Consider the following 26321-nt stretch of genomic DNA (forward strand, 5'->3'; position numbering starts at 1 on the left):
CAATGGGTGTGATGACTGGCGCCAACACGGCCGGGCCGGACCGCGAAGTGGCCACACAGGCATTGAATGCCGACTTGCAGGACAAGGGCTTTCTGCTGACCTCGACCGAGGATATCGTCAACTGGGCGCGCACCGGTAGCTTGCACTGGATGACCTTTGGGCTGGCTTGCTGTGCGGTTGAGATGATGCACACGGCGATGCCGCGCTATGACGTGGAGCGCTTTGGCTTTGCCCCGCGCGCGTCACCCCGTCAATCCGACGTGATGATCGTGGCGGGCACGCTGACCAACAAGATGGCCCCGGCACTGCGCAAGGTTTACGACCAGATGCCCGAGCCGCGCTATGTGATCTCGATGGGGTCTTGTGCCAATGGCGGCGGGTATTATCACTATAGCTATTCGGTGGTGCGTGGCTGTGACCGGATTGTGCCGGTCGATATCTACGTGCCCGGCTGCCCGCCGACCGCAGAGGCGCTGGTTTATGGCATCCTGCAATTGCAGCGCAAAATTCGCCGGACGGGGACAATTATCAGATGAGTCAGGCACTGAAAGAACTGGGCGGCTATATCGAGGCCAAGCGTGGCGATTGCGTGATTGGCTGGGAGATTGCCCATGGTGAGCTCAACGTCGATGTGGCGCTGTCCAATATCGCCGGGCTGGTCGAGTTCCTGAAAACCGATCAGAACTGCGCGTTTTCCTCGCTGGTCGATGTCACCGCCGTGGATTATCCCGAGCGGGCCAAGCGCTATGACGTGGTCTATCACCTGCTGAGCATGTATCAGAACCACCGCATCCGCCTTCGGGTGGCGGTGCGTTCCGATGACATGGTGCCCTCGATCACCGAGATTTATCCGGCCGCCAACTGGTTTGAACGCGAAGTGTTTGACATGTTTGGCATTCTCTTTAGTGGTCATCCCGATCTTCGCCGAATTCTGACCGACTACGGCTTTCGCGGCCATCCGCTGCGCAAGGATTTCCCGACCACGGGCTATACCGAGGTGCGTTATGACGAGGTCTACAAGCGCGTGGTCTATGAACCTGTCAGCCTTGTGCAGGAATACCGCCAGTTTGATTTCATGAGCCCATGGGAAGGGGCCGAATACATCCTTCCGGGCGATGAAAAGAAAGAGGGGGCGAAATGATGGGTGGCTATGGCATGGGGGGCGGCGGTCTGTTGTTTATGGTGATCTTTGCCGCGTTGATCGTTATCCCGTTCTGGCGGCTTTTGCCGAAATTCGGCATTCCGAACTGGGTTGCACTGGTGGCCATCATTCCGCTTGGCGCATTGGTTCTGCTATGGGTCATGGCGTTCCGGGACAAGCTTGACGGGGGGCGTGCATGATGGACGGCGCGAAATTCGATGACGCCCTGACCGGCGAGCAACAGATCCGCAACTTCAACATCAACTTCGGTCCACAACACCCTGCGGCGCATGGTGTTTTGCGTCTTGTGCTTGAGCTTGACGGCGAAATTGTCGAGCGCTGTGATCCGCATATCGGCCTGCTGCACCGCGGCACCGAAAAGCTGATGGAATCGCGCACCTATCTGCAAAATCTGCCGTATTTCGACCGGCTCGATTATGTGGCGCCGATGAATCAGGAGCATGCCTGGTGTCTGGCGATTGAAAAGCTGACCGGGGTCGAGGTGCCGCGCCGCGCCAGCCTGATCCGGGTGCTTTATTCCGAGATTGGCCGTATCCTCAACCATCTGCTCAACGTCACTACGCAGGCGATGGATGTGGGCGCGCTGACGCCGCCGCTCTGGGGGTTTGAGGAGCGCGAAAAGCTGATGTGCTTTTACGAGCGGGCCTGCGGTGCGCGGCTTCACGCGGCCTATTTCCGGCCCGGCGGCGTGCATCAGGACCTGCCCGATGATCTGATCGACGATATCGAAACATGGGCCAATGAATTTCCGGCCGTAATGGCGGATATTGACGGGCTTCTGACCGAAAACCGCATCTTCAAACAGCGCAATGCCGATATCGGTGTCGTGTCCGAGCAAGAGGCGCTTGACTGGGGGTTTTCGGGCGTGATGGTGCGCGGCTCTGGCATGGCCTGGGATTTGCGCCGCGCGCAACCCTATGAATGCTATGACGAATTCGAGTTTCAAATCCCCGTCGGCAAGAACGGCGATTGCTATGACCGCTATCTTGTCCGGATGGAGGAAATGCGCCAATCGCTGCGGATCATTCATCAGGCGGTTGAAAAGCTGCGCGCGCCCGAAGGGCAGGGCGATGTGCTTGCCCGTGGCAAGATCACGCCCCCCTCGCGCGGCGAGATGAAAACCTCGATGGAGGCGCTCATTCACCACTTCAAGCTTTACACCGAAGGCTTTCACGTGCCAGCAGGCGAGGTTTATGCCGCCGTCGAGGCGCCCAAGGGCGAGTTTGGCGTCTACCTTGTGGCCGATGGCAGCAACAAACCCTACCGCGCCAAAATTCGCGCGCCAGGCTTTTTGCACCTTCAGGCGATGGATCACATCGCAGGCGGTCATCAGCTCGCCGATGTGGCGGCGATCATCGGAACGATGGATGTCGTTTTTGGGGAGATTGACCGCTAATGACGCTGACAGGCCTTGCCATAGCGCTTTCGGGCGCAGGGGTGCTGGTGACGGGTGCGCTTGCGGTCCTGTTCCTGCGCGACCCGGTGGCAGGCTTGGCGCAGACCACGCATCGGGCGGAAAAGCTTCCCGAGGTGATGGCGGATCGCTATGTCGGCATGGTTTTGCTGGCGGTCGGCGCAACGCTTTACGGTGATCTCAAGGTGATTGCGGTGCTGTTTTCGGTGTTTGCCTATTTCGGCTTTCACGATGCCTGGATTTATGCGCGTGGCGGACTTCCGATTGCCAAGCATGTCAGCGCCGGTGTTGCCGGATTGATCGTGGCAATCGTTGCCATGTTGGCAATGAGGCAGGGGGCGTGATGAAAAACGTTATACTTGGACTGGCTCTGGCGGCGCTGCCTGCTCTGGCGCAGGCGGAAACGGTAAGCTCTGAGCGGATCGAGGCCTTTGTCGCGGTCATGGCCGAAAATGGCTGTCGGATGTCACCGCACCGCGCCGATGTGATCATGCCAGAGGCCGGGTTCGACGATAAGGCCGAAACCAAGGCGATTACCGAACGGCTGATCGTGGAAGAGCGGGCGCGCATCATGGATGGGCAACTGGTTGTGTTTGGCGGGGCCTGTGGCGGTCGGCTTGATTATTCCGGCCGCGAGCGCTTTTTTGCGGCGCTTGCCGACAACAATTGCGCGATGACCACTCAAGAGGCGCCTGCTTTGCTGGGCCGTGTCGGCGTCGAGATGGCGGAAGTGCGGCTTTTGATGGAAAAGATGCTGCGGATGAGCGAAGTGCGCCTGTCAGAGGATGAAAAGGCGGTCTATCTTGAGCAAAGCCTTTGCGACACCTTCAAGGGTCTCTCGGGAGATATGGCGGCGAGCGCACCCACCCCTAAGGCCGCCCCGCGCAACGCCGAACAATTGCGCAGCGATTTTCTGGCCTATATGGCGACTGTCGGCTGTTCGATGAGTCGCGGAGACTCACACCGGCTGCTGCCCGCCGCAGGCTTTAACGCCAAGGAAATGCGCCCGGTGATTGCCAAGATGGTCGCCGATGGCGAGGCTGCCATGGATATTGAGACTGATTCATTGAAAATCAACAAGGAGCTATGTGCCCAATGATGCGCAAGACTGTATTCGCCGGGGCCTGCCTTGGACTGACCGCCGCCTGTGCCCTGCCGCCGAAAGGCGTGTCGACCCAGGATATTGCCGCCTACGAGGCGGCCGTGGCAAGTGTGGGCTGCGAGATGGTGACCGAAGCTGACTATCTGCCGGTCGAGTTTCAGACCGGGCTGACGCGGCAACAGGTGCTTGATATCACGGCCTATAAACTTTCCTCCGGTGGGGCCGAGCGGCTTGCCGACGGAGGCGTCAAACTGACCACAGGAGCCTGTGCATAGATGCTACGCCGTCTTCATCACGAGCAGCCCGAAAGCTTTGCCTTCACCCCCGCCAATCAGGATTGGGCACAAGGGCAGATCAGCAAATATCCCGAGGGCCGTCAGGCCAGCGCGATCATCCCGTTGCTCTGGCGCGCACAGGAACAGGAAGGCTGGCTCAGCCGTCCGGCGATCGAACATGTCGCCGACATGCTTGGCATGGATTACATCCGCGCCCTCGAAGTGGCGACTTTCTATTTCATGTTCCAGCTTCAGCCGGTCGGAAGCGTAGCGCACATTCAGGTTTGCGGCACCACCACCTGCATGATCTGCGGTGCCGAGGATCTGATTGCTGTCTGTCGCGAAAAGATTGCGCCGCGTGCGCACGAGCTGTCGGCGGATGGCAAGTTTTCCTGGGAAGAGGTCGAATGCCTTGGCGCCTGCGCCAACGCGCCAATGGCCCAGATCGGCAAGGATTACTACGAGGATCTGACCGCCGCCCGCTTTGCCGAAATGATCGACGACCTGGCGGATGGCAAGGTGCCGACACCGGGCCCGCAAAATGGCCGCTACGCCGCCGAGCCGAAATCCGGCCTGACCAGCCTGACCGAGTTTGACAGTGGCCGCGCCAAATACAATGCAAGCGTGCAACTGGCCAGCGACATTGGCGATACCGTCAAGCGGATTGATGGCACCGAGGTGCCGATCCTGACACCCTGGCGCGACAAGGGGGCCAATCACAAGCCCGCCGCGTCAAAGGTCAAGCAAAACGATGCGCCGGTGGATGTGGTCGCGAAAAAGCCCGCCCCGAAACCCGGTGCCAAGGCCAAGGCCGATGTGACCGGGGCCACCAAGGCCGAGGCACAGGCCAAGACAACCGCGAAACCGGCGATCAAACCGGCCGCCGAGCCGGTGAAATCCCCGGCGGACCCGGTGGCGTCAACCGGGCCGGGCAAACAGCCCCGCGTGATGAAGGCGCCGCGCAAATCCGGGGCAGATGATCTCAAGATGATCAAAGGCGTTGGGCCAAAGCTTGAAAAGCTGCTCAACGACATGGGCTTTTACCACTTTGATCAGATTGCAAAATGGACGGAGGACGAGGTCAGCTGGGTCGATCAGAACCTTGAAGGGTTCAAGGGACGGGTCAGCCGTGACAGTTGGGTTGAGCAGGCAAAATTGCTGGCTGAGGGGAAAGAGACGGAGTTTTCTGCCCGGGCCAAGAAGGGCGGCATTTATTGACCGCGCCTGCTTGAAATCCACAGGGGGTAACTTGTTATGTTGGACAGATCGAAACTAGGCACCTGCCAGCTTGTTTGCTGGGGACTGGCCGTCGTGGTTGGCGTGCTGGTTCTATTGTCGACATCCGGCGCGGTTGGCTTTCTGGCCGCGCTGCTGTTGGGTCTGGCCTGCGCCGCGTTTTTCGGCCTTGTGACCGCGCGGTTGATCTGTACCGGCCAGACGTCGGAGGATCGCGGTCGCGAGGGCACGGATGCCACGACCCCGGCGGCAGAGCCAACCACCACGGCCGCGACCGCGCCCAGAACAGCCCCCCCGGCGGCAGAGAGCGGCGCGACGGCGGTGAAACCGGACACGACGCCAATCGGCAACGAAAGTGTGTCGGCGCCCAAGGCAAAGCCCAAGGCAAGCGGTTCACCGGCAGGCGCCGGAACGCGCCCCGAGGCACTGAGCGCACCCAAAGGCGGTAAGGCCGATGATCTCAAGCAGATCAAGGGCGTCGGGCCGAAACTTGAGCAACTGTGCAACGAGCTTGGCTTTTACCACTTTGACCAGATCGCCGGCTGGGGTGCAGACGAGGTGACTTGGGTCGACCAGAACCTCAAGGGGTTCAAGGGCCGGGTCAGTCGCGACAACTGGGTCGAGCAGGCCAAGGTTTTGGCGGCGGGCGGTGAGACCGAGTTTTCAAAACGCGTCGCCAAGGGCGGCGTATACGAAGGATGATGCAAGCGATGGGCGAGCGCGAGAAAGATCAACAGATGGCACGCAAGGGCCGCACCGCCGGTGTGGTTATTGCGGCGACCATGCTGATCTGGCTGGCGGCCCAATGGCTGGGGGGACAGATGGGCTGGCCGGTACGGTTTGTCTTTCTGTTCGATCTTGCCGCGATTGCCGCGCTCATATGGGCGTTGGTGGTGACCTATCAAATCTGGCGGCTGCGCCAGGATAATCAGAGGTAGAGCCTTATGCTGAAGGACCAGGACCGTATCTTTACCAATATCTACGGGATGCATGATCGTAGCCTGAAAGGCGCGATTGCCCGTGGTCATTGGGATGGAACGGCAAAGATTTTGCAGAACGGGCGCGACTGGATCGTCAATCAGATGAAGGCCAGCGGGCTTCGGGGCCGGGGCGGTGCGGGCTTTCCCACCGGTCTTAAATGGTCGTTCATGCCCAAGGAAAGCGACGGGCGGCCAAGCTATCTTGTGGTCAACGCCGACGAATCCGAGCCCGGCACCTGCAAGGACCGCGAGATCATGCGCCACGATCCGCACACCCTGATCGAGGGCTGTCTGATCGCATCGTTCGCGATGCAGGCACACGCCTGTTACATCTACATTCGCGGCGAATATATCCGCGAGCGCGAGGCGCTTCAGGCCGCGATTGATGAGGCTTACGAGGCCGGTCTTGTCGGCAAGAACGCCTGCAAATCGGGCTGGGATTTCGACATTTACCTGCATCACGGTGCCGGCGCCTATATCTGCGGCGAGGAAACCGCGCTTCTGGAAAGCCTTGAGGGCAAGAAGGGCATGCCGCGGATGAAGCCGCCGTTTCCGGCTGGCGCCGGGCTTTATGGCTGCCCGACCACGGTCAACAACGTTGAATCGATTGCCGTGGTGCCCACGATCCTGCGGCGCGGTCCGGATTGGTTTGCGGGCTTTGGTCGCGCCAACAACGCCGGCACCAAGCTTTTCGCGATCAGCGGCCATGTCAACAATCCCTGCGTCGTCGAAGAGGCGATGTCGATCACCTTCGAAGAACTGATCGAAAAGCATTGCGGCGGTATTCGCGGCGGTTGGGATAATCTCAAGGCCGTTATTCCCGGCGGCTCTTCGGTGCCCTGTATCCGGGGCGAGAATATGCGCGAGGCGATCATGGATTTCGATTACCTGCGCGAACAACGTTCGGGCCTTGGCACGGCGGCGGTGATCGTGATGGATCAGTCGACCGATATCATCAAGGCGATCTGGCGGTTGTCGAAATTCTACAAGCACGAAAGCTGTGGCCAGTGTACGCCGTGCCGCGAGGGCACCGGCTGGATGATGCGGGTGATGGATCGTCTGGTGCGCGGCGAGGCGGAGCCCGAAGAGATCGACATGCTTCTGGATGTGACCAAGCAGGTTGAGGGCCACACGATCTGTGCTCTTGGCGATGCAGCGGCCTGGCCGATTCAGGGGTTGATCCGCAACTTCCGCGATGAGATCGAGGACCGCATCAAGGCCAAACGCAGTGGCCGCGTCAGCGCGGTGGCAGCAGAGTGAGCATGATGGACATCTTTGCCACATTCGGTTTCGCGATGGTCGTGCTTGCGGCCTTGGCCTTGACGGTGCCCGCCATGGCACCGCAGGAGGCGCGGGCATGAAGCATGCAGTGATGATAACGCTGGCGGTTCTGATGCTTGGCGCCTGCACAGAGCGGTCGGAGCGCGTCTATTTCGAGGGAAATTATTATCCCCCCAAGACGCGGGCCGAAAAGGATGACCGCCGCAATTTTACCGCCTCGGTGAGGCGCGCGGCGCGCGGGATTGACGGCGCGCAGCAGGCCGCCCTGCATGAGGCGACGCGCTATTGTCTGGAAAGCTTTGGCACATCCGAAATCGAATGGTCCGGTGTGGCCGAAGGGCAAGGCCCGATTTATGGCCGTTCGGGGGATACGGTGTCGGTTACGGGTAGATGTATAATATGGTCGTAATGCAGGTCATATCAAAGGCCTACGCGGCTTGTTCTTCTGTGACAGCCGCGCCGCAACCGATCTGTGGCACGAAGAATCTGGCCGATGTCCACAGCGGCAACCCAAGCGCGCGCAGGCCCGCGCGTGACGACAAACACGTGAAATCCAAAAGACTGAACCCGTCCGATCCGGCGGCGCTCTGCAACCTCGACCCTGACGAGATTGCCCGCAGCCGCAAGACCGGGGGCCTTCTGAAAGCAAAGTGAGAACAGATGTCTGACCTACGCAAGATCATCATCGACGATCAGGAGATCGAGGTTGAAGGGGCAATGACCCTGATCCAGGCCTGTGAGGTCGCGGGTGTCGAAGTGCCGCGCTTTTGCTATCACGAGCGGCTGTCGATTGCCGGCAACTGTCGGATGTGCCTGGTCGAGGTCGTCGGCGGGCCGCCCAAACCGGCGGCAAGCTGTGCGATGCAGGTGCGTGATCTGCGCCCCGGCCCCGAAGGCCAGCCGCCGGTGGTGAAAACCAACAGCCCGATGGTCAAGAAGGCCCGCGAGGGGGTGATGGAATTCCTGCTGATCAACCACCCGCTTGATTGCCCGATCTGCGATCAGGGCGGCGAATGCGATCTTCAGGATCAGGCGATGGCCTATGGCGTCGATTTCAGCCGCTATCGCGAGCCCAAGCGCGCCACCGAAGACCTTGATCTTGGCCCGCTGGTCGAAACCCACATGACGCGTTGTATTTCCTGCACCCGCTGCGTGCGCTTTACCTCCGAAGTGGCCGGCATCATGCAGATGGGCCAGACCGGTCGCGGCGAAGATGCCGAGATCACAAGCTATCTGGGCCAGACCCTCAACAGCAACCTTCAGGGCAACATCATTGATCTCTGCCCGGTCGGTGCGCTTGTGAGCAAGCCCTATGCCTTTACCGCCCGCCCGTGGGAATTGACCAAGACCGAGACCATCGACGTGATGGACGCGCTTGGCAGCAACATCCGCGTCGATTGCAAGGGCCGTGAAGTGATGCGTATCCTGCCGCGCAACCATGATGGCGTGAACGAGGAATGGATTTCCGACAAGACCCGCTTTGTCTGGGACGGGCTGCGCCGTCAGCGTCTGGACAAGCCCTATGTTCGCGAGAACGGCAAGCTGCGTCCGGCCACTTGGGGCGAGGCGCTTGGCCGCGCATCCGACGCAATCAAGGGCGCCAAGAAACTCGCCGGTCTGGTCGGTGATCTGGTTCCGGTCGAGGCTGCCTTTGCCCTCAAGCAACTGGTCGAGGGGCAGGGCGGTCAGGTTGAATGCCGCACCGACAAGGCCCGTTTGCCGATTGGCAACCGAAGCGCCTATGTTGGTAATGTCGCCATCGAAGATATTGATAGCGCAAGGAATTTCGTTCTGATCGGCACCAACCCGGCGGTCGAGGCGCCGGTTCTCAATGCGCGCGTGCGCCGCGCCTGGATCAAAGGGGCCAATGTCACCGTGGTCGGCCCCAAGATCGATCTGACCTATGACTATAACCATGCGGGCCCCGACCGCGCCGCGCTTGACGGGCTGAACGTGCCCGAGGACACAATCGTGATCGTCGGGCAGGGCGCGCTGCGCGAGGCGGACGGCGAGGCGGTTCTGGCCGCCGCGCAGGCGCTTTCGGGGCGTCTGCTTGTGCTGCACACTGCCGCCGGGCGTGTCGGCGCGATGGATGTGGGGGCGGTGACCGAAGGCGGTCTTGAGGCCGCCATTGAGGGCGCCGATGTGGTTTACAACCTTGGCGCCGACGAGGTCGAGATCGCCGCCGGGCCGTTCGTGATTTATCAGGGAAGCCATGGCGATCGCGGCGCGCATCGCGCCGATGTGATCCTGCCGGGGGCCGCCTATACCGAGGAACAGGGCCTGTTCGTCAGCACCGAAGGCCGCCCGCAACTGGCGCTTCGGGCCGGGTTTGCACCGGGCGAGGCCAAGGAAAACTGGGCCATCCTGCGCGCGCTCTCGGGGGAAATCGGCGCGGTGCTTGGCTATGACAGCATCGCGCAGCTGCGCAAGGCGCTGGTCGCAGAGGTGCCGCATCTCAAAATGATCGACAGCGTGCCGGAAAACGACTGGGTGCCGCTGGCCAAGGCCAAGCTGGGCCGCGCCGATTTCCGCACCGCCATATCCGATTTCTATCTCAGCAACCCGATCGCCCGCGCAAGCGAGGTGATGGGCACGCTGAGCGCCAATGCCAAGGCACGGGCCGAAAACCCGCTGGCCGCAGAGTGAAGATGCGCGCGGGCCTCATAACGCCTGCGGCGCTCTGCCTCATCGGGGGGCTGAGTGGCTGTGCCGAGGCCGGCGCGGGGACGACCGCGGCGTTTCAACCCAGCTACGACGGGATTGAGACGCGGCTTCTGGACGGTGATCTGGTGAATTTCCACGTCACCATGCGCGGTGCGCGTGGCCGCGAGGATGTCGATCGCTATGCCGAATGCGCCGCGGCGCAATACACTTTGATCCGCGGCTATGGATTTGCGCGCCATCTGCGCACGAATCTGGCGGAAGAGGGTGGCGTCTGGCGCGGCGATGCGATTTATACCATCTCGGCGGCATTGCCCCGAGGCTTGAAGACAATCGACGCCGAAGTCGTCGCCGCCAATTGTGCGGAAAATGGAATACCGATGGTGTGAGGGCCTGATGTCTGAATTCTTTACAACCCCGCTTGGGATCGCCGTGCTGATCGTGGCGCAATGTCTGGCCGTTGTGGCCTTTGTCATGATCTCGTTGTTGTTCCTGGTTTACGGCGACCGCAAGATCTGGGCGGCGGTGCAGATGCGGCGCGGGCCCAACGTGGTGGGGGCCTTTGGCATCCTGCAATCGGTGGCGGACGCCCTGAAATATGTCGTCAAGGAAATCGTGGTGCCGGCCGGTGCCGACAAGGCGGTGTTCATGCTCGCCCCGATGACCAGCTTTGTGCTGGCGATCCTGGCCTGGGCGGTTATTCCGTTCAACGATGGCTGGGTTTTGTCGGATATCAACGTTGCGGTGCTGTTTGTTTTTGCTGTTTCATCGCTTGAGGTCTATGGCGTGATCATGGGAGGTTGGGCCAGCAACTCGAAATACCCGTTCCTTGGCTCGTTGCGCTCGGCGGCGCAGATGATTTCCTATGAGGTCAGCATCGGTCTGATCATCATCGGGATCATCATCTCGACCGGGTCGCTCAACTTTAGCGAAATCGTGCGCGCGCAGGACACCGGATATGGCTTTTTCGGCTGGTACTGGCTGCCGCATTTCCCGATGGTCTTCCTGTTCTTCATCAGCGCGCTTGCCGAAACCAACCGCCCGCCGTTCGACCTTCCCGAGGCGGAATCCGAACTGGTGGCCGGCTATCAGGTGGAATATTCAAGCACGCCGTTCCTGTTGTTCATGGCCGGTGAATATATCGCCATTTTCCTGATGTGCGCCCTGATGAGCCTGTTGTTCTTTGGCGGCTGGCTCTCGCCGATTCCGGGGCTGCCGGATGGCGTGCTCTGGATGGTTGGCAAGATGGCATTTTTCTTCTTCATCTTCGCCATGGTCAAGGCGATCACGCCGCGCTATCGCTATGATCAACTGATGCGGATCGGCTGGAAAGTCTTCCTGCCGATGAGCATCGGCTGGGTGGTGATCGTGTCGTTCCTTGCGAAATTCGAAGTGTTCGGCGGCTTTTGGGCCCGTTGGGCGATTGGGGGCTGAGGATGGATCGCAAGGTTTATTTGTATCACTGCGCAGGTTCGACCGGGGCCGTTGTCAGATTTTTTGCCAAACCCGAAGCGTGCGACAAAGCTTTGCATGGCCTCGAAACCGCGGGCAAAACCCGTTTGCAAGACGTTAGGAGCTGATCCATGGCGAATATAGATTACGGGCGTGCGGCAGGATATTTCCTGCTCAAGGATTTCGTCATCGGCTTCAAGCTGGGCCTGAAGTATTTCTTTGCCCCCAAGGCGACGCTGAACTATCCGCATGAAAAAGGCCCGCTTTCCCCGCGCTTTCGCGGCGAACATGCGTTGCGTCGCTACCCCAACGGCGAAGAGCGCTGCATCGCCTGCAAGCTCTGCGAGGCGATCTGCCCGGCGCAGGCGATCACCATCGACGCCGAGCCGCGCGATGACGGCTCGCGCCGCACCACGCGCTATGACATCGACATGACCAAATGCATCTATTGCGGCTTCTGCCAGGAGGCCTGCCCGGTGGATGCGATTGTCGAGGGGCCGAATTTCGAGTTTGCCACCGAGACCCGTGAAGAGCTGTTTTACGACAAGGCGCGTCTGCTTGATAACGGCGACCGCTGGGAGGCCGAGATTGCCCGCAACCTAGAAATGGATGCACCGTACCGATGACCGATCCCAAAAACCCCTTTGAAATGCTGATGAACCAGGCGCAGGAAATGGCCAAGGCCATGAACCCGGCGCTCGAATCCTTTTCGCCGAAGGGGTTTGAAAAGCTCTGGCCGACGATGCCCAAGGAATTCATGGAAATGAGTTTCGGCAAGGGCGCCAGCAAAGAGGGCCTGGATGCCAAGACCCGGCTTTTGCTGACGCTGGCCGGCTTGACGATGCTGGGCGCGCAGAGCGACACGCAGATCCGCCTGACCGTGCGCCACGCACTCGAGGCCGGGGCCACCAAGGAAGAGATCGCCGAGACCATCGCGCAGATGTCGATGTTCGCCGGTATTCCGTCGATGACCCGCGCCATGGATTTTGCGCGCGAGGTGATGGACGAGAGCGAAGAAAAAGGAAAAGACAAATGACGATTGCGGCCATGGCCTTTTATTTGTTTGCGGTCTCGTTGCTGGTCGGGGGGCTGTTCACGGTGATCAGCCGCAACCCGGTGCATTCGGTGCTGTGGCTGATCCTGTCGTTCATCTCGGCGGCGGGATTGTTCGTGCTGCTTGGGGCGGAATTCGTGGCGATGCTGTTGATCATCGTCTATGTCGGCGCGGTCGCGGTTCTGTTCCTCTTCGTGGTGATGATGCTTGACGTCGATTTTGCCGAACTCAAGGCGGAAATGGCGAAATACATGCCGCTGGCCTTGCTGATCGGTGTGATCCTTTTGATGCAGCTTGGGCTTGCCTTTGGCGCATGGGATGCCTCCGAGGGCGCAATGGGCGCACGCGCCGCCGTGGCCCCCGAGGGCGTTGAAAACACCGCAGCACTTGGCCTGCTGCTTTATGACAAATACTTCCTGCTGTTCCAGCTGGCCGGGCTGATCCTGCTGGTGGCGATGATTGGCGCGATCGTTCTGACGCTGCGTCATCGCACGGATGTCAAACGCCAGAACGTGCTGCACCAGATGTGGCGCGATCCGGCCAAGGCGATGGAACTCAAGGACGTGAAGCCGGGGCAGGGGCTCTGAGCCGCTGACCCGCCCCGGACCTGATCCGGGGCCTCCTGACGTGGTGCGACATGCCAGGAGATCCCGGGTCAAGCCCGGGATGACGAGAGGATGAATGCGACCGGGGCATTTCGGGTCGCCGGGAAGAACGACAAACGGGCAAGGCCCGGAGGGACAGACATGATCGGACTTGAACATTATCTAACGGTCGCGGCGGCGTTATTCGTGATAGGCATTTTCGGCCTGTTTCTGAACCGCAAGAACGTGATCATCCTTTTGATGTCGATCGAGTTGATCCTGTTGTCGGTCAATATCAACTTCGTGGCCTTCTCAAGTTACCTTGGCGATCTGGTCGGGCAGGTGTTCACGCTTTTCGTGCTTACCGTGGCCGCCGCCGAGGCCGCGATCGGCCTGGCCATTCTGGTCTGTTTCTTCCGGAACCGCGGCACCATCGCCGTGGAAGACGTCAACGTGATGAAAGGCTGAAGCCATGGAAACCACTCTCCTCTTCGGGCCTCTTGTCGGGGCGATCATCGCGGGCTTTGGCTGGCGGATCATTGGCGACAAGGGCGCGCAATGGCTGACCACGGGGCTGTTGTTCCTGTCGGCTCTGCTCAGCTGGGTCATCTTTCTGACCCATGACGGCGTGACCCATAGCGTGCATATCCTCGACTGGGTTCAGTCGGGCACGCTTGACACTGCCTGGGCCATTCGCATGGACCGGCTGACGGCGATCATGCTGATCGTGATCACCACGGTCTCGGCGCTCGTGCATCTTTATTCGATGGGCTACATGGCGCATGACGAGAACTTCAAGGAAACCGAGAGCTATCGCCCCCGGTTCTTTGCGTATCTCTCGTTCTTCACCTTCGCGATGCTGATGCTGGTGACCTCAGACAACCTGTTGCAGATGTTCTTTGGCTGGGAAGGGGTTGGCGTTGCCTCCTACCTTCTGATCGGGTTTTACTATCGCAAGCCAAGTGCGAATGCCGCCGCGATCAAGGCCTTCGTGGTCAACCGGATCGGCGATTTCGGCTTTGCGCTTGCCATCATGGCGCTTTATTTCCTGACCGACAGCATCAAGCTTGACGAGATATTTGCCGCCGCGCCGCAGCTGGCTGAAACCCAGCTGACGTTCCTCTGGACCGAGTGGAATGCCGCCAACCTGATCGCGTTTCTGCTGTTTGTCGGTGCGATGGGTAAATCGGCGCAGCTTTTCCTGCACACCTGGTTGCCGGACGCGATGGAAGGCCCGACGCCGGTCTCGGCGCTGATCCATGCCGCGACCATGGTGACGGCTGGGGTGTTCCTTGTCTGCCGGATGTCGCCGCTGATGGAATATGCCCCCGAAGCGATGAACGTTGTTGTATTTATCGGCGCCTCGACCGCCTTCTTTGCCGCCACCGTGGGCCTTGTGCAGAACGACATCAAGCGCGTCATCGCTTATTCCACCTGTAGCCAGCTTGGCTATATGTTCGTGGCCGCCGGTGTCGGAGTCTATTCGGTGGCGATGTTCCACCTTCTGACGCATGCGTTTTTCAAGGCGATGCTGTTTCTCGGCGCCGGGTCGGTGATCCACGGGATGCACCACGAACAGGACATGCGCAACTATGGCGGCCTGCGCAAAAAGCTGCCCTATACGTTCTGGGCGATGATGATCGGCACGCTGGCCATTACCGGCGTCGGCATCCCGCTGACCCATATCGGCTTTGCCGGCTTCCTCAGCAAGGATGCGGTGATCGAGAGCGCATGGGCCGGCACGCAGGGCGGCTATGCCTTCTGGATGCTGGTGATCGCGGCGCTGTTCACCAGTTTCTATAGCTGGCGGCTTATTTTCATGACCTTCTTTGGCAAGGCGCGCGGCGACAAGCACACCCACGAGCATGCCCATGAATCGCCGATGGTGATGCTGGTGCCGCTTGGTGTGCTGGCGCTTGGCGCGGTGTTCTCGGGCATGGTCTGGTACAACAGCTTCTTTGGCAGCCACGAGCAGGTGAACAAGTTCTTCGGCATGCCCGTCCATGCGGTGACGGCCGATGCCGGTCACGGCGACGCTCCTGCGGCAGAGACCGGCCATGGCGAGGCGGCCACGCAAGGGGGCGACGAGCACGCCGCCGCCACACCGGCACTGGCGCATGGCACAGCGCCCGAGGGCGCGATCTTCATGCATCCCGACAACACGGTGCTGGACGACGCACATCACGCGCCGACATGGGTCAAGGTCAGCCCGTTCATCGCCATGCTGCTTGGTTTTGTCACCGCGCTCTGGTTCTATATCTGGAGCCCGAGCATGCCGGGCAAACTGGCCGAAAGCCAGCGTCCGCTCTACCTGTTCCTGTTGAACAAATGGTACTTTGACGAAATCTATGATGCCGTCTTCGTGCGTCCCGCCAAGGCCCTTGGGCATCTTCTCTGGAAGCGTGGCGATGGTGATATCATTGACGGGTCGCTCAACGGCGTGGCAATGGGGCTTATTCCCCGTCTGACCCGCCTCGCGGGCCGGGCACAGTCCGGCTATATCTTCACCTATGCCTTCGCCATGGTGATCGGGATCGTGATCCTGGTGACATGGATGACGATCTTCGGAGGGGCAAACTGATGGATAACCTTCTTTCCATTGTCACCTTCATCCCTGCTGTTGCGGCGGCCATTCTGGCCATCTTCCTGCGCGGCGAGGATGAGGCGGCGCAAAGCAATGCCAAATGGGTGGCGATGATCGCGACATCGCTGACCTTTGTGGTCTCGCTGTTCATCCTGTTTGAATTTGACTCGTCGAACACCGGCTTTCAGTTCGTGGAACAGCGCGAGTGGCTGCTTGGGCTGCAATACAAGATGGGCGTTGACGGGATCAGCGTTCTCTTCGTGATGCTGACCACCTTCATGATGCCGCTGACCATTGCCGCCTCGTGGAAGGTCACCTCGCGCGTCAAGGAATACATGATCGCCTTCCTGCTTCTGGAAACGCTGATGCTTGGCGTGTTCATGGCGCTTGATCTGGTGCTGTTTTACCTGTTCTTCGAGGCCGGCCTTATCCCGATGTTCCTGATCATCGGCATCTGGGGGGGCAAGGCGCGGATTTATGCGTCGTTCAAGTTCTTCCTCTACACCTTCCTTGGCTCGGTGCTAATGCTGGTGGCGATGGTGGCGATGTTCTCGGATGCGGGCACCACCGATATTGCGGCGCTGCTCAAGCATGAGTTTGCAAGCGACAGCTTCTCGATCCTCGGCGTTCACATTGTCGGCGGCATGCAGACCCTGATGTTCCTGGCGTTCTTTGCCAGCTTCGCGGTCAAGATGCCGATGTGGCCGGTGCATACTTGGTTGCCCGATGCCCACGTTCAGGCGCCGACGGCCGGCTCGGTGGTTCTGGCCGCGATCCTGCTCAAGATGGGCGGCTATGGCTTCCTGCGCTTCAGCTTGCCGATGTTCCCGGTGGGCGCAGAGGTGTTGACGCCGCTGGTGCTCTGGATGTCGGCGATCGCGATTGTCTATACCTCGCTGGTGGCGCTTGCGCAGGAAGACATGAAAAAGCTGATCGCCTATTCATCCGTGGCGCATATGGGCTATGTCACCATGGGTATCTTTGCCGCCAACCAACAGGGCATCGACGGCGCGATCTTTCAGATGGTCAGCCACGGCTTTATCTCGGGGGCGCTGTTCCTCTGCGTGGGCGTGATCTATGATCGCATGCACACCCGCGAGATTGACGCCTATGGCGGTCTGGTGAACCGGATGCCGGCCTATGCGCTGATTTTCATGTTCTTCACCATGGCCAATGTCGGCCTGCCGGGCACCTCGGGTTTTGTCGGCGAGTTTTTGACGCTGGTCGGGATCTTTCAGGTCAATACCTGGGTGGCGGCGGTGGCGACCACCGGCGTGATCCTGTCGGCGTCTTATGCGCTCTGGCTTTATCGCCGGGTGGTGATGGGCGATCTGATCAAGGAAAGCCTGAGGACCATCACCGACATGAGCAAACGCGAGCGGGCAATCTTTGCACCGCTGGTGGTGATGACGCTGCTGCTCGGGGTTTATCCCCGGCTGGTCACCGATATCACCGGCCCCTCTGTCGAGGCGCTGATTTCCAACTATGAGACGGCACAGGCCGTGGCATCGAGCGCCACGCAGGTTGCCGAAACCTCGCATTGAACCGGAGGCCCTGAAGATGCAGGCTGATCTGACTGTTATCCTGCCCGAGATTGTGATCTCGGTCTATGCACTGGCCGCCCTTCTGTTGGTGGCCTACACCGGCAAGGACAAGATGGCGGGCATGCTGGTCTGGCTGACCGCCGCGCTGTTCGTGCTGATGGCGCTGTGGATCGGCGCCACCGGCGAAGGCATCCGAACCGCCTTTGGCGGTATGTTCAATGACGATGGCTTTGCCCGTTTCGCCAAGGTGACGATCCTTCTGTCGGCCGCCGCCGTTCTGGTGCTGGGACAGGAATACATGGCGCGCCGCGATATCCTGCGGTTTGAATATCCGATCCTGATCGCCCTGGCGGCGGTCGGCATGATGGTGATGGTCAGTGCCGGCGATCTGATGGCGCTTTACATGGGGCTCGAGCTGCAATCGTTGGCGCTTTACGTGGTTGCCTCGCTGCGCCGTGACAGCGCCAAATCGACCGAGGCAGGCCTCAAGTATTTCGTGCTTGGCGCACTCAGTTCCGGCTTGCTGCTTTATGGCGCGTCGCTGACCTATGGCTATGCAGGCACGACGCTGTTTTCCGGCATCATCGCCGCCGCAGAGGGGCAGGCGCCGATTGGTCTTTTGATCGGTCTGGTGCTGGTGATCTCGGGGCTGGCCTTCAAGATTTCGGCGGTGCCGTTCCACATGTGGACGCCAGACGTTTACGAGGGCTCGCCGACGCCGATCACCGCGTTTTTTGCCACTGCGCCCAAGATGGCCGCGATGGCGCTTTTTGCGCGGGTCGTGCATGACGCCTTTGGCGGCGTGGTTGGCGACTGGCAGCAGGTGCTGGCGGCGCTGAGCTTGCTCTCGATGTTCCTTGGCGCCGTCGCGGCGATCGGGCAGACCGATATCAAACGCCTGATGGCCTATTCATCGATCGCGCATATGGGTTATGCCCTGATGGGCCTTGCCTCGGGGACGGTGTTTGGCGTTCAGGCGATGCTGATCTACATGGCGATCTATTTGACGATGAATATCGGCACCTTTGCCTTTATCCTGTCGATGGAGCGCGACGGTCAGCCGGTAACCGATATCCGCAGCCTGAACATGTATGCCAAGGCGCAGCCGGGCCGGGCGCTTGCGATGCTGATCTTGTTGTTCAGCCTTGCCGGCGTGCCGCCGCTCCTGGGCTTTTTCGGCAAGCTTTACGTGCTGCGCGCGGCCTATGAGGGCGGGCTTGCCTGGCTTGCGGTGGCCGGTGTGGTCGCCAGTGTAATCGGCGCGTTCTATTATCTGCGGATCGTGTTCTACATGTATTTCGGCGAAGAGGGCGAAGCGCTTGAAACCGGGCGGTCGCCGGTGCAATGGGCGTTTTTGATGGCCTCGGCGGCGATCATGCTTGTCGGCATCATCAACATGTTCGGGGTCGAGGCAATGGCCCAGGCGGCGGCGGCGACGCTTGTCAACTGAGCGGTGCCTATACCTGTCTGATCCAAGTGTGACGCGCCCCAAGGGGCGCGTCGCTTTCATATTTGGCGCCCGGTGCCCGGGCGCGCGCCTCCGGCGGGAGTATTTTGGGAAAGATGAAATTGGGGTCTGAGTGGGACTGGCCCGCGGGCTATGGGCGGCGTGTGCTGGCATCGGTGGACAGCACCAATGCCGAGGCGGCGCGTCTGGCGCCGGGGCTTGCCGGGCCGGAGTGGATCCTGGCGCTTGAGCAGACCGCCGGGCGCGGGCGGCGCGGGCGTGGCTGGTCCGATCCAGCGGGCAATTTTTCCGCCAGCCTTGTGATGCGTCCCAATGAGACGCCGGACCGGGTTGCGCTGCGGTCTTTCGTGGCGTCGCTGGCGCTCTATGAGGCGCTTGTTGCGGCCACCGGGCAGGCCGAGGATTTTGCCCTCAAGTGGCCCAACGATGTGTTGCTGAAGGGGGGCAAGCTTGCCGGGATTTTGCTGGAAAGCGCGGGCAGCGGCGCGGGGTTCAGCCATTTTGCCATTGGAATCGGTGTGAACCTCAAGGAGGCGCCGGAGGTGGGCGCGGTCGAGCCCGGCGCGCTGCGCCCGGTTTCGGTTGTGTCGGGCACCGGTGTTGCGATCGGCCCCGAGGCGTTTCTCGATCTGCTGGCACCGGCCTATGCGCGCGCCGAGGCGCAGTTTGTTACCTATGGGTTCGAACCCATTCGCCACGCCTGGCTTGCGCGCGCGGCGCGTCTTGGCGAGGTCATCACCGCGCGCACCAGCCGCGAAGAGGTGACCGGCATTTTTGAGACGGTGGACGGCGCGGGCAATCTTGTTCTATCAACCCCCACGGGGCGCCGCGCGATTGCCGCCGCCGAGGTTTTTTTCTAAGCGAGGAGGCGCGCGATGCTACTGGCGATTGATTGCGGCAATACCAATACCGTCTTTTCGATCTGGGATGGCGAGACGTTTCTATGTACGTTGCGCACCTCGACCGAGCATCAGCGCACGGCGGATCAGTATTTTGTCTGGTTTTCCACGCTTCTTAATCATTTCGGCATCAAGACCGATATCCGCTCGGTGATCATAAGCTCGACCGTGCCGCGGGTGGTGTTCAATCTGCGGGTCTTTTCGGATCGCTATTTCAACTGCCGCCCGCTTGTGGTGGGCAAGCCGGATTGCCGCCTGCCGGTGGATGTGCGCGTGGACGAGGGCACGCAGGTGGGGCCGGATCGGCTTGTCAATACGGTGGCGGGCTATGATCTATATGGCGGCGATCTGATCGTGGTGGATTTTGGCACCGCCACGACCTTTGATGTAGTCGCAAGCGATGGTGCCTATATTGGCGGGGTGATCGCGCCGGGTGTGAACCTCTCGCTTCAGGCCCTGCACGAGGCCGCCGCCGCCCTGCCGCATGTGGATATCACCATGCCCGCCCGCGTCATCGGCACCAATACCGTCGATTGCATGCAATCGGGGGTGTTCTGGGGTTATGTCGGGCTGATCGATGGGATATGTGACCGGATAAAGGCCGAGAGAGGCCGCGCCATGAAAGTGGTCGCAACCGGCGGGCTGGCGCCGTTATTCCAGCAGGGGCACGCGATTTTCGATGTGTTCCGGGATGATCTGACGATGCACGGGCTGACCGTGATCGACGCGTATAACAAGGAGGGCTGACGCCCCATGAGTAGTGAACGTTTGATTTACCTTCCCCTTGGCGGGGCGGGCGAAATTGGCATGAATGCCTATGTCTATGGTTATGGAAAACCCGGCAAAGAGCGCCTGATCCTGGTGGATCTCGGCGTTACCTTTCCGGATATGGATGGCACGCCGGGGGTGGATCTTATTCTGCCCGATATCACCTGGTTGGCCGAGCGGCGCAATCAGCTAGAGGCGGTGTTCATCACCCATGCTCATGAGGACCATCTTGGCGCGGTGGCGCATTGCTATGAACAGCTTGGCGCGCCAATCTATGCCCGCGCCTTTACCTCGAACCTTGCGCGCCGCAAAATGAGCGAACATGGCCACCCCGAAAGCGCGGTCAAGACCGTGTCACCCTGGCCCGAAGTGGTTCAGGCGGGGCCGTTTAGCGTTGGCTATGTGCCGATTTCGCATTCGATCCCCGAAAGCTCTGGTCTGGTGATCGACAGTGCCGGCGGTCGGATCGTGCATAGCGGCGACTTCAAGATCGACGAAACCCCCGTGGTTGGCGAAGCTTTTGATCACGACCTCTGGGCGAGCCTTGCCGCTCCGGGTGTCAAGGCGCTGGTTTGCGATTCCACAAATGTGTTCAGCCACCATGATGGCCGCTCTGAGGCCTCCGTTGCCGCGCCGATCACCGAGCTGGTCGAGCAATCCAACGGCATGTTCATCTGCACCACCTTCGCCAGCAACGTCGCGCGGGTCAAAACCCTTGCCGAGGCGGGCGAACGGGCCGGGCGCTCGGTCTGTCTTATGGGACGGGCGATGCGCCGGATGATCGAGGCCAGCGTCGAGACCGGCGTTCTCAAGGGCTTTCCCAACACCATCAGCCCGGAAGATGCCAAAGGCCTGCCGCGCGAGAATGTCATGCTGATCGTCACCGGAAGCCAGGGCGAGCGCCGCGCCGCCAGTGCCCAGCTTGCCAATGGCAAATATCAGGGGATGACCTTGAAAGAGGGCGATACCTTTCTGTTTTCCTCCAAGACTATTCCGGGCAATGAGCGCGGCGTGATCCGCATCATGAACCAGTTTAGCGAAATGGGCGTTGACGTGATCGAGGGCGATGACCGCTATCACGTCTCGGGCCATGCCAACCGCCCCGACCTTGACGCGATGCACAAGATTATCAAGCCGCAGACCGTGATCCCGATGCACGGCGAACATCGCCACCTGCGCGAGCATGTGAAGCTTGCCGAATCAAACAAGCTTGGCGGGATGCTTGTGGTCAACGGCATGATGGTTGATCTGAGCGGCAACAAACCCAAGGTGGCCGAATATATCGAAACCGGGCGGACCTATCTTGATGGATCGGTTCAGATCGGCGCGATGGATGGCGTGGTGCGCGATCGCATCCGCATGGCCCTGAACGGGCATGTGATGATCAACGTCATTCTGGACGAAGAGGATGACCCGCTTGGCGAGCCGTGGTGCGAAACCATGGGCCTTGCCTATACCGGGCGCAACAATGCGCCGCTCGTCGATGTTCTGGAAGAAGACCTGAGCCAATTCATGGGCCGCGCCGCCAACAAGACGCTGGCCGATGACGACAAGCTGGAAGAGGGCCTACGCCGGGTCGCGCGTCAGAGCACGCAGAACGAGATTGGCAAACGCCCCGAGGTGACCGTGGTGATCAGCCGCCTCAGCGCCTGAGACGAGACACAGCGAGTGATATGCAAAAGGGGCGCGGTGGCGGGGGCTGCCGCGCCTTTTTTCGTGATTTGCGCCAAACTGGCACTATAAGAATTTCTTTTGAATACGTCGGCCAAGGCCTAGTCTGGGGTCAAGACTGCGGTGCCGTATCAATTCGCCTGGCGGCGAATGTGCATTTATCGCGACCGAATGAATTGAAAGCTATTTCCAATGACTTGGCGTTTTGGACGACCGGCGGATGAAGCGCCGCATTTGTTACCTTCTGCGGATAAACAGAAACTGACGGCGCGCGAACGTCTTCGCGTCATGATGCCCTTTCTTGAATGGCTCCCTCGGGTCAACAAGAGCACATTTCGCGCCGACGTTTTTGCCGGCATCACCAATGCCGCGATTGTGCTGCCGCAGGGGATCGCCTTTGCGGCCATTGCGGGCTTGCCGCCGCAGTATGGTCTTTACACGGCGATGGTCACGCCGGTGATCGCGGCGCTTTTTGGAAGTTCCTGGCATCTTGTGTCCGGCCCGACTACAGCGATTTCGGTGGTGATCTTCGCGACCCTGTCAGAGAGTTTCACACCCGGCTCTCCAGAGTATATCAGCGCGGTCCTGAGCATCACCCTGTTGGCCGGTTTCTTTCAACTTTGCCTCGGGCTGGTCAACCTGGGGCAGTTGGTCAGCCTTGTTTCGCATTCGGTCATGGTCGGGTTCACGGCGGGGGCGGCGATCCTGATCTTTCTTAGCCAATTGCCGGGGTTCATAGGAAAATCCCTTCCGCGACCGGATGATCTTGTTGAGTTGGGGCAAGAGCTTTGGCGCGTCTTGCCCGAGCTTGACCCGCATGTTCTGGCGGTGTCGGTGACAACCCTGATCGTCGCCGTTGGCATCAAACGGTTTCGCCCGATGTGGCCCAACTATCTGATTGCCCTGATCGCTGGCAGCGGCCTGGCCTATGTGCTCAATGCCGGGGCCCATGGTGTCGTCTTTGTCGAGGCAATCGAATCAGGTATTCCGCCTGTTGCGGTGCCCCAGATGTCGTTCGACATCGTGCGCACGATGTCGCAGGGGGCGTTTGCCCTGGCTTTGATCGGCCTTTTGGAAGCGGTTTCAATCGCGCGCGCCATGTCGCTGCAATCGCATCAGTCGCTTAACAGCAATCAGGAAATCATCGGGCAGGGCCTCTCGAATATCGGCGGGTCGTTCTTTTCCGCCTACATGGGCTCTGGTTCTTTCACCCGGAGTTCGCTCAATCTGGAGGCCGGTGCAAAAACCCCTCTGGCGGCGATCCTTGCGGCGGTGTTCCTGCTGATCATCCTTCTGGCTGTTAGCCCGCTGATCGCCTTTATCCCGATCCCCGCGATGTCGGGATTGATCATGCTGGTGGCGTGGAAGCTGATCGACATCAAAGAGATTCGGCACATCCTGACAACAAGCCCGTCGGAAACCTCGATCTTTCTGGTGACCTTCATCGTTGTTCTGCTGGTGGATCTGGAATTTGCCATTTACGCCGGGGTCATTGTCTCATTGTCGCTGTTCCTGCGTCAGACGATGCGGCCGGGGCTACCTGTCAATGTGCCCAATGCAAGCGTAGAGGGGCGCCCTTTCATGAGCCCGATCCACTGGCGCCTGCCTGAATGCCCGCAGGCGCTGTTTCTGCGGGTGCAGGGGCCGATGTATTTCGGGGCGGTCGAATACCTTGAAAAAGAATTCCGCAGGCTCGAAAAGCAACGACCGGATCAAAAACACCTTTGTCTGCTGATTGACGGGGCTGTCGGGATTGATTTGGCCGGGGCAGAATGGCTGATTGAGGAAAGCCGAAACCGCAAGGAACTTGGCGGCTCCCTGTGTCTTGTCGGGCGCTACCCGCCGCTCAGGCGGCAGTTGGACCAGTTTCACGTGACCAAACTTATCGGTAAGGCGAATATCTTTCGCCGCAAGCGTGAGATGCTTGAAACGATGGTAACTCGGCTTGACCCCTCGATCTGTGCCACCTGCAAGGCGCGGGTGTTTCTGGAGTGCAAGGGACTGCCCGGTGCAGAGCCGGATGAAAACCGGGAAACGGCCCCGCCCTGATAGGCCCGCGACGTCTTAGACCGCAAGGAAACCCTGCATGACGTTCTCAAGCAGGCGAGACACGTCATTGTCATAGCCGTTCCAGGGCAGGCTACCGCAAAAGGTGATCGAGCCGGTGGCAAAGACACGCCCGCCGCCGGGGTACTCTGCATAGATCATGTCGGCGTGCATCGCGTCTTTTGCTGTGCCGCCGGTCAGATTGGTGAGATGGGTCAGTTGCTCTTCCGGGACCAGCATAAAGCCGGTATCGCGGGTAACGGAACGGGCCAGAAGAACGGCGCTCTCGGGTGTGCCAAGCCGATGATCCATATGGTCAAGCTCGAACCCCGCCGCACCATTGCCCGAAAACCCGAAATCGCCGATCAACTCGCTGTCGATCCCGTCAAACACCCAGTCATATGCGGGGTCGGTGCAGGCCCGGCGATAGGGATCGCCGAAAAATTCGCCCTGCGCGGCAAAACCGATGCCGACAAGGTCTTGCGGGGCGCGCCCATTGCGCCGCCACAGCCCGCCATAGCTGCCGTCGAAGGCGTTGTAATATTCGCCCGGTTCCGCCGCCCAGGCCCGGATGCCATCCTCGGCGCGGCGGATTTCAAGCAGGCTGTCGTTTTCGCCGTGCACCGCAATGCGCCAGTAAAACCCGTTGCCGCCAAGATACATCAAGCTTCCGCCACCATCGCGATAATCGCGCAGCGCGTCGAGGGTCTTGGCGGTGTGATATTCGGGATGGGTGCCGGTGGTGACGGCGGCATATCCGGTGATCGCCGCGACACCCTCGTCATGCAACTCGCGGTCGGTGATCAGGTCATAGTCGATCCCCTTGGCGTGAAGCCAGCTAATCAGATGCATATCCGCCGGAAAGTGCCGCAGGCCCGAACAGGGCGTCGCGCCAAACGTCAGGTATCCGGGGCGCAGGTTGAACAGCGGGCGGTGATGCGAGGCATGGCAAATCCCCGAGCCGTCGGTGTGATAGTTATAGGTCGAAAGGCCGTATTGCGGATGCTCTGCGGGGGTATGGGGATAGGCGTTCCATGCGGTTATCCTATCCTGCCATGAGCGGTCATAATCGGGCCGCGCATGGTTGCCATAGATCGTATAGGTAAAGGTCGAAATCAGCACGCAGAGCTTTGCCTTTGGCTGAGCCCGTGGCGCGCAGACGAAAAACGGTATTGCGTCCTCATGCCCCCCGCAGTCAAGCCGCATCACGTAAACGCCCGAGGGCATGCCGTCGGGCAGGGTGAATGTAAAATCGGTGTCCCAGCCGAAATCATAGATGTCGTCCTGGTGGAAATGGATGGCCGCGTAATGGGCGGGCTTGTGGGCCCAGTTCATTTCCGACCCGTCCCAGGACGCGCCGGTCACGGCCCGCGCCGGAAAGTTCACAAGCCTCAGGTCGGGGCCGATTTGCGCCGATGCGGTGGTCGTCGTGATCCCCTTGGAAAAGTCCCAGGCGCAGAGCGGGGTATCGTCGACGGCAATGCTCGGCGCTTCGATTTTGCCGTTGAAATGCTGGCTTGCCTGACCGTTCTCAAGGCGGGCGGCTATGCTTGGGGTGGCGGTGGTTGCGAGGGCGGCAATACCTTTATGCGTCACCACCAGAGGCGGGCCATCGTGCGGCGTCAGGGCGCATTGTTCAAGCGTGATGCCCTGCGTCGTTACCCGCGCCGTGATCCGGTACCATTGGCGCAGCTTGAGGGGCTGGCCTGTGGTGATGATCGTGTCATCCACCCAGAGGCTGGCGGCGCCGGTCTCGTCAAGGTGCAGGTCATATCGGCCAAAGCCAATCACGGTCTGAACCGCGCCAGACAGCAGCGTGGGAAAGATCACCGCCGAGAGGGTGATGGAGTCCTCTGGCTCTGCGCGCACACTGTCCTGCGCGGTCCCGTAAGAGCCGGCCGCAAAGGGCCGCTGGACAGAGGCAAAGGTTTGTGGCGCAAAGAATTCTGCGGCGTCCTCTTCCACAATCCCCGGCCCATCGGGGTTTGGGTCGGCGCTTATCGACCTGACAAGGCGCGCGGTGAAGGGCCGCGTCGCGGTTGACGAAACCTTGAAGGCCAGGGTTTCGCCGGGGCGCGCCGACAGGCGGTCGACATATCCAAGCAGGGGCAAATCTTTCGGGGCGTGCGGCATCGTG

28 protein-coding genes are annotated in these 26321 nt (G+C 60.4%); 27 read left to right on the top strand and 1 reads right to left on the bottom strand.

Going from position 1 to position 26321, the window contains the following annotated elements:
* Window positions 1-2 precede the first annotated feature (2 nt).
* The 27 genes from BMZ91_RS00335 (at window position 3) to BMZ91_RS00465 (ending at window position 24187) form a co-directional block, all read left to right on the top strand.
* Window positions 3-536, top strand: a complete 534-nt coding sequence (locus tag BMZ91_RS00335) for a NuoB/complex I 20 kDa subunit family protein (protein WP_092833155.1) — start codon at window positions 3-5, stop codon at window positions 534-536.
* Window positions 533-1141, top strand: coding sequence for an NADH-quinone oxidoreductase subunit C (locus BMZ91_RS00340; RefSeq protein WP_092833156.1), 609 nt, complete (start codon window positions 533-535; stop codon window positions 1139-1141). Before BMZ91_RS00335 ends, BMZ91_RS00340 begins: the two co-directional genes overlap by 4 nt.
* A complete protein-coding gene (locus tag BMZ91_RS00345; RefSeq protein ID WP_245736164.1) occupies window positions 1138-1341 on the top strand; it encodes a hypothetical protein in 204 nt (67 codons plus the stop codon). The genes BMZ91_RS00340 and BMZ91_RS00345 overlap by 4 nt, the downstream gene beginning before the upstream one ends.
* Window positions 1341-2558 carry an NADH-quinone oxidoreductase subunit D gene (locus BMZ91_RS00350; RefSeq protein WP_177193755.1) on the top strand — a complete coding sequence of 406 codons (1218 nt, stop codon included), beginning with the start codon at window positions 1341-1343 and terminating at the stop codon, window positions 2556-2558. The genes BMZ91_RS00345 and BMZ91_RS00350 overlap by 1 nt, the downstream gene beginning before the upstream one ends.
* On the top strand, window positions 2558-2920 hold the full coding sequence (locus tag BMZ91_RS00355) for a hypothetical protein (RefSeq protein ID WP_092833158.1): 363 nt from the start codon (window positions 2558-2560) through the stop codon (window positions 2918-2920). The genes BMZ91_RS00350 and BMZ91_RS00355 overlap by 1 nt, the downstream gene beginning before the upstream one ends.
* On the top strand, window positions 2920-3675 hold the full coding sequence (locus BMZ91_RS00360; RefSeq protein ID WP_092833159.1) for a hypothetical protein: 756 nt from the start codon (window positions 2920-2922) through the stop codon (window positions 3673-3675). Before BMZ91_RS00355 ends, BMZ91_RS00360 begins: the two co-directional genes overlap by 1 nt.
* Window positions 3672-3953 (top strand): hypothetical protein, encoded by a 282-nt coding sequence (locus BMZ91_RS00365; RefSeq protein ID WP_092833160.1) that lies wholly within the window; start codon window positions 3672-3674, stop codon window positions 3951-3953. Before BMZ91_RS00360 ends, BMZ91_RS00365 begins: the two co-directional genes overlap by 4 nt.
* Window positions 3954-5171: an NADH-quinone oxidoreductase subunit E gene (locus tag BMZ91_RS00370; RefSeq protein WP_092833161.1), complete on the top strand. Its 1218-nt coding sequence runs from the start codon at window positions 3954-3956 to the stop codon at window positions 5169-5171.
* Between the two features lie 36 nt (window positions 5172-5207).
* Entirely contained in the window at window positions 5208-5891 is a 684-nt protein-coding gene (locus BMZ91_RS00375) for an NADH-quinone oxidoreductase subunit E (protein WP_092833163.1), read from the top strand.
* Window positions 5888-6127, top strand: coding sequence for a DUF5337 domain-containing protein (locus BMZ91_RS00380; RefSeq protein WP_073193960.1), 240 nt, complete (start codon window positions 5888-5890; stop codon window positions 6125-6127). Before BMZ91_RS00375 ends, BMZ91_RS00380 begins: the two co-directional genes overlap by 4 nt.
* Before the next feature lie 6 nt (window positions 6128-6133).
* A complete protein-coding gene (gene nuoF, locus BMZ91_RS00385) occupies window positions 6134-7429 on the top strand; it encodes an NADH-quinone oxidoreductase subunit NuoF (RefSeq protein ID WP_092833165.1) in 1296 nt (431 codons plus the stop codon).
* Between the two features lie 97 nt (window positions 7430-7526).
* On the top strand, window positions 7527-7859 hold the full coding sequence (locus BMZ91_RS00390; RefSeq protein WP_092833167.1) for a hypothetical protein: 333 nt from the start codon (window positions 7527-7529) through the stop codon (window positions 7857-7859).
* Between the two features lie 38 nt (window positions 7860-7897).
* On the top strand, window positions 7898-8104 hold the full coding sequence (locus BMZ91_RS00395; RefSeq protein ID WP_143076277.1) for a hypothetical protein: 207 nt from the start codon (window positions 7898-7900) through the stop codon (window positions 8102-8104).
* 6 nt (window positions 8105-8110) lie between these two features.
* A complete protein-coding gene (gene nuoG / locus BMZ91_RS00400; RefSeq protein WP_092833171.1) occupies window positions 8111-10099 on the top strand; it encodes an NADH-quinone oxidoreductase subunit NuoG in 1989 nt (662 codons plus the stop codon).
* Window positions 10100-10101: 2 nt separating this feature from the next.
* Complete coding sequence (locus BMZ91_RS00405; protein WP_092833173.1) at window positions 10102-10503, top strand: hypothetical protein; 402 nt, start codon at window positions 10102-10104, stop codon at window positions 10501-10503.
* Window positions 10504-10510: 7 nt separating this feature from the next.
* On the top strand, window positions 10511-11548 hold the full coding sequence (gene nuoH / locus BMZ91_RS00410) for an NADH-quinone oxidoreductase subunit NuoH (RefSeq protein ID WP_092833174.1): 1038 nt from the start codon (window positions 10511-10513) through the stop codon (window positions 11546-11548).
* Between the two features lie 149 nt (window positions 11549-11697).
* Window positions 11698-12192, top strand: coding sequence for an NADH-quinone oxidoreductase subunit NuoI (gene nuoI / locus BMZ91_RS00415; RefSeq protein ID WP_092833175.1), 495 nt, complete (start codon window positions 11698-11700; stop codon window positions 12190-12192).
* Complete coding sequence (locus tag BMZ91_RS00420) at window positions 12189-12602, top strand: carboxymuconolactone decarboxylase family protein (RefSeq protein WP_092833177.1); 414 nt, start codon at window positions 12189-12191, stop codon at window positions 12600-12602. The genes nuoI and BMZ91_RS00420 overlap by 4 nt, the downstream gene beginning before the upstream one ends.
* A complete protein-coding gene (locus BMZ91_RS00425) occupies window positions 12599-13207 on the top strand; it encodes an NADH-quinone oxidoreductase subunit J (protein WP_092833179.1) in 609 nt (202 codons plus the stop codon). Before BMZ91_RS00420 ends, BMZ91_RS00425 begins: the two co-directional genes overlap by 4 nt.
* Window positions 13208-13366: 159 nt before the next feature.
* Entirely contained in the window at window positions 13367-13672 is a 306-nt protein-coding gene (gene nuoK, locus BMZ91_RS00430; RefSeq protein WP_092833602.1) for an NADH-quinone oxidoreductase subunit NuoK, read from the top strand.
* Between the two features lie 4 nt (window positions 13673-13676).
* Window positions 13677-15785 (top strand): NADH-quinone oxidoreductase subunit L, encoded by a 2109-nt coding sequence (gene nuoL, locus BMZ91_RS00435; RefSeq protein ID WP_092833181.1) that lies wholly within the window; start codon window positions 13677-13679, stop codon window positions 15783-15785.
* Window positions 15785-17332 carry an NADH-quinone oxidoreductase subunit M gene (locus BMZ91_RS00440; RefSeq protein ID WP_092833183.1) on the top strand — a complete coding sequence of 516 codons (1548 nt, stop codon included), beginning with the start codon at window positions 15785-15787 and terminating at the stop codon, window positions 17330-17332. Before nuoL ends, BMZ91_RS00440 begins: the two co-directional genes overlap by 1 nt.
* 16 nt (window positions 17333-17348) lie before the next feature.
* A complete protein-coding gene (nuoN, locus tag BMZ91_RS00445) occupies window positions 17349-18782 on the top strand; it encodes an NADH-quinone oxidoreductase subunit NuoN (protein WP_092833185.1) in 1434 nt (477 codons plus the stop codon).
* A 113-nt stretch (window positions 18783-18895) separates the two neighbouring features.
* Complete coding sequence (locus BMZ91_RS00450) at window positions 18896-19660, top strand: biotin--[acetyl-CoA-carboxylase] ligase (protein ID WP_092833187.1); 765 nt, start codon at window positions 18896-18898, stop codon at window positions 19658-19660.
* A 15-nt stretch (window positions 19661-19675) separates the two neighbouring features.
* Entirely contained in the window at window positions 19676-20446 is a 771-nt protein-coding gene (locus tag BMZ91_RS00455; RefSeq protein WP_092833189.1) for a type III pantothenate kinase, read from the top strand.
* Window positions 20447-20452: 6 nt separating this feature from the next.
* Window positions 20453-22120, top strand: a complete 1668-nt coding sequence (locus tag BMZ91_RS00460) for a ribonuclease J (RefSeq protein ID WP_092833191.1) — start codon at window positions 20453-20455, stop codon at window positions 22118-22120.
* A gap of 210 nt (window positions 22121-22330) precedes the next feature.
* A complete protein-coding gene (locus BMZ91_RS00465) occupies window positions 22331-24187 on the top strand; it encodes a SulP family inorganic anion transporter (RefSeq protein ID WP_092833193.1) in 1857 nt (618 codons plus the stop codon).
* 15 nt (window positions 24188-24202) lie between these two features.
* Here BMZ91_RS00465 and BMZ91_RS00470 read toward each other — a convergent pair whose 3' ends face one another.
* Window positions 24203-26317, bottom strand: coding sequence for a N,N-dimethylformamidase beta subunit family domain-containing protein (locus BMZ91_RS00470; RefSeq protein ID WP_092833195.1), 2115 nt, complete (start codon window positions 26315-26317; stop codon window positions 24203-24205).
* Window positions 26318-26321: the final 4 nt, after the last annotated feature.

The organism is Roseovarius lutimaris (assembly GCF_900115165.1).
GTDB classification, from domain to species: domain Bacteria; phylum Pseudomonadota; class Alphaproteobacteria; order Rhodobacterales; family Rhodobacteraceae; genus Roseovarius; species Roseovarius lutimaris.